This window comes from Blautia sp. HCP3S3_D9, assembly GCF_052063845.1.
Lineage (GTDB): Bacteria > Bacillota > Clostridia > Lachnospirales > Lachnospiraceae > Blautia_A.
On sequence record NZ_JBQHWS010000220.1, the window covers coordinates 1 to 3,321 of the forward strand.

The window sequence follows — 3,321 nt, forward strand, 5'->3', positions numbered from 1 at the left end:
AGTCGCCATGACTGATAAAGATGGTATGGCAGGTGTCATGATAGCTGCCGATTTTCTCATCCATAAGCTTTACCAGCTCCTGAAGGGATTTTTTACGGCCGCGGACTTTGCCGATGGCAGTGAGTTTTCCGTCATTGTCTACATGAAGAACCGGTTTAATATTCAGCATGCTTCCTACTACTGCAGTGGTTCTGGAAATGCGACCTCCGCGGTATAGGTGATTTAAATCGTTGACTGTAAAAAGATGTACCATATGAAGCCTGTTCTCTTCTGCCCATTTCGCAACTGTCTCCATATCTTCTCCCTGCTCTTTCTTCTCCTGTGCAAGGTAAACCAGAAGCCCCTGACCAAGGGAAGCGCCAAGAGAATCTACCACGATGATCTTGCGGTCCGGATAGTCCTCCATCAGTTCCTCTGCTGCGATACGGCTGCTATTGTATGTACCGCTTAAAGCAGAGGAAAATGCAATATGAAGAATATCTTTTCCTTCTTTCAGGTAAGGCTCCAGCAGTGCTTTTGCATTTTCAGGATTCACCTGTGCTGTGGTTGGCATGGAACCATTTCTCATTGCCTCATAAAATTCATGCTCCGGAAGGAAATTTCCATGCGTATAATTTTTTCCATCCATGGAATAACTGAGATACATGCAGCCTACTCCATGGTCTTTGAGATATTTCTCCGGAAGATCTGAATTGTTGTCGGTGGTGATCACATATTCGCTCATGTTGTCGCCCTCTTTTTTCTGATATTTTTCACTTTCTGCCCATTAACTGTTCAGTGTCTTCGCAGTTACAAAGCAAATCCGCTGCCTGCTCAGCAATGGGCTTTTCATCTTATCTATCAAGTCAGGGGCAAAATACCTTTCAACCCTGACATCATATATACAGTATAACATCAAACTATCAGCCAAACAACTACTTTTCCTTCTCAACTGCCTTAATCGCTTCCTGCAGCTGATTATCCTCATCATGGGTGATCTCGTCTTTATTCTTATTCAGCAGGCTGGTATCCAGAGAAACCTCTATATCAGGTTTGATTCCTATTTTGTGGATGTTGTTTCCTTTTGGAGTGTAGTAGTTGGCAATAGTCAGTTTAATGGCGCTTCCGTCTGAGAGCTGGCGGATGGACTGTACCACGCCTTTTCCGTAGGTGGTTGTTCCTACGATGGTTCCAATTCCATAGTCCTGCACTGCCCCGGCAAAAATCTCTGATGCACTGGCGCTGCTTTCATTTACCAGGACTGCAAGCGGAATCAGGAGTTCATTTTTGCCATCACATTTTTCGACTTCCCTGTTTCCATCTTTATCTTCCGTGTAAACAATCAATCCTTCCGGAAGTATCTGGCGCAGAATATCGCAGACAGAGTCCAGCAGACCACCAGGATTGTCTCTGAGATCTACAATCAGTTTCTCCATTCCCTGGCTGTTCAGATCATCAAATGCTTCCTGATATTGCTCACTGGTAACACCTTTAAATTCAGTGATACGGATATATCCAATCTTCGAATCCAGCATTTCATGGAAAACCGACGGCAGTTCCACATCCGTGATCGGTACAGTGATCTCCATAGCATCATCTACATTCTCCCGATGTACTGTAAGTACTACGCTGTCTTTATCAGAATTACGTACAAGATCTGCCACATCAGAAACTTCATCATCTGTAATATCCTCACCGTCAATAGCGCTGATAATATCTCCTGCTTTCAGACCTGCCTCTTCTCCTGGGCCGCCTTCATAACACTCTACGATTTTTACACCGCCCTCTTTGTTCTTTTCCATAAGGATGCCAATTCCCACATAAGTTCCCTGGCTGGAAGAATTCTCTGCCTCGTATTCTTCTGCTGTATAATATCTGGAATAAGGGTCATCCAATCCATACAACAGACCTGTATAAAGACCTTCCTGTAATTTTTCCTCATCTTTATCTCCCAGATAGTATTCATCGATCAAGTTCTCGAGGTATGTCAGTTTTGATCTGCATTTACGGTCTCCAAGTACCATATCTTTTGTTGCAAGACCTGCGCCTGCATAAGCACCGACTGTCACACACGCAACTACTAAGGCGCCTGCTACAGTGCCTTTCCAAAATTCTTTGTTCTTCATGTCCACACTCCTGTAAAAGAAAAGCCGCCGGCCTATGATATATATCATTTGCACCGGCAGCTTAAGGCTCATTTCAGACAGATCATCTGTCTGTTCTGCGATCTGGCCACACTTGAATCATTACTGATCAGCAGGTCAATTATACTCTTAAATGTTTTCTTGTTGTAAAAAAGCTTCCAATAAGTCCGATTCCGATTCCAAGTGCCAGACTGATCGGAAGTAAAGTCTGATAGATCTGCCATACCGGAATGAAATCTACCACGCCGGTAAGTACATTGAATTTGGTCAGTATATAGGATACTGCGGCATTATAGCAGAAGTAAAGTCCTGTCAGAGGAATTGCGGCTCCGATCACTCCCAGTACCATACCCTCTAACAGGAATGGTGCTCTTACGAATGCATCGGTGGCACCTATATATTTCATGATCCCTATTTCTTCTTTACGGACTGCAATACCAACAGATACGGTATTGCTGATCAGGAAAATGGAGATGATCAACAGTAGTGCAATGATCGCAATGGATACATAAGAAACCAGCTTGTTGATGTTTCCAAGAGTCTTGGCTGCTTCTTCGGACTGGTTGACTTTTCTTACGTGTTTCAGATCCTGGATATAAGAAACAAGTTCTGTCTGTTTCATAATATCGTTCATATATACACGATAGTTGGCTGAGTTTGCAAGCGGATTGTCGTCCTTGAATCCATCTGCTGCCTCTGATCCCTGGAAATACTTATCTTTGTATTCCTGCCATGCTTCATCTGCTGACTGATACTCGATCTTCTCTACTTCCGGACGTGCTTTGATCTTCTTTCCGATAGCTTTGATCTGCTTGTTTGTGGTTCCTTCATCGAAAAAAACGGTGATCGGGACTTCCTGCTCTACTTTGTGTGCAATATTGTCAACATTATTTACAATAGAGAAAAAGATTCCGAACAGAAAAATGCAGGCAGTCATTGTAATAACAGATGCCAGGGAAAACATCCAGTTTCTCTTAATATTCTTGATACCCTGTTTCAGGGTATACCATATTGTACTAGGCCTCATGATATTCTCCCTCTTTCTCGTCACTTATGATGGAACCTTCATGCATAGTAACTACTCGTTTCTTCATTGCATTTACGATTTCTTTGTTGTGAGTTACTACCCTGTCTCTTATACACATCTCCGAGCCCACGAGACAGTCTGTGAGCGCGTATGCCGTCTTGCCCGTTCAAA

3 protein-coding genes and 1 pseudogene are annotated in these 3,321 nt (G+C 43.3%); all 4 read right to left on the minus strand.

Annotation, left to right across the window (positions count from 1 at the left end; genetic code table 11):
* Window positions 1–724: DegV family protein (locus tag ACTNES_RS20145; protein ID WP_441040504.1), on the minus strand; the 724-nt coding region annotated here is incomplete at its 3' end.
* 190 nt (window positions 725–914) lie between these two features.
* Entirely contained in the window at window positions 915–2,105 is a 1,191-nt protein-coding gene (locus ACTNES_RS20150; protein WP_291817564.1) for a S41 family peptidase, read from the minus strand.
* A 139-nt stretch (window positions 2,106–2,244) separates the two neighbouring features.
* The gene (gene ftsX / locus ACTNES_RS20155) at window positions 2,245–3,150 is read right to left on the minus strand and encodes a permease-like cell division protein FtsX (RefSeq protein WP_291817567.1); all 906 of its coding nucleotides are present in this window, start codon (window positions 3,148–3,150) and stop codon (window positions 2,245–2,247) included.
* Window positions 3,140–3,250, minus strand: a pseudogene (locus ACTNES_RS20160) (cell division ATP-binding protein FtsE); the annotation flags it as partial. The gene ftsX and the pseudogene ACTNES_RS20160, both read right to left, overlap by 11 nt.
* Between the last annotated feature and the right edge of the window lie 71 nt (window positions 3,251–3,321).

Coding starts and splice junctions, on each gene's coding strand:
- ACTNES_RS20150 (WP_291817564.1), bottom strand. CDS start 2,105: ATGAAGAACAAAGAATTTTGGAAAGGCACTGTAGCAGGCGCCTTAGTA.
- ftsX (WP_291817567.1), bottom strand. CDS start 3,150: ATGAGGCCTAGTACAATATGGTATACCCTGAAACAGGGTATCAAGAAT.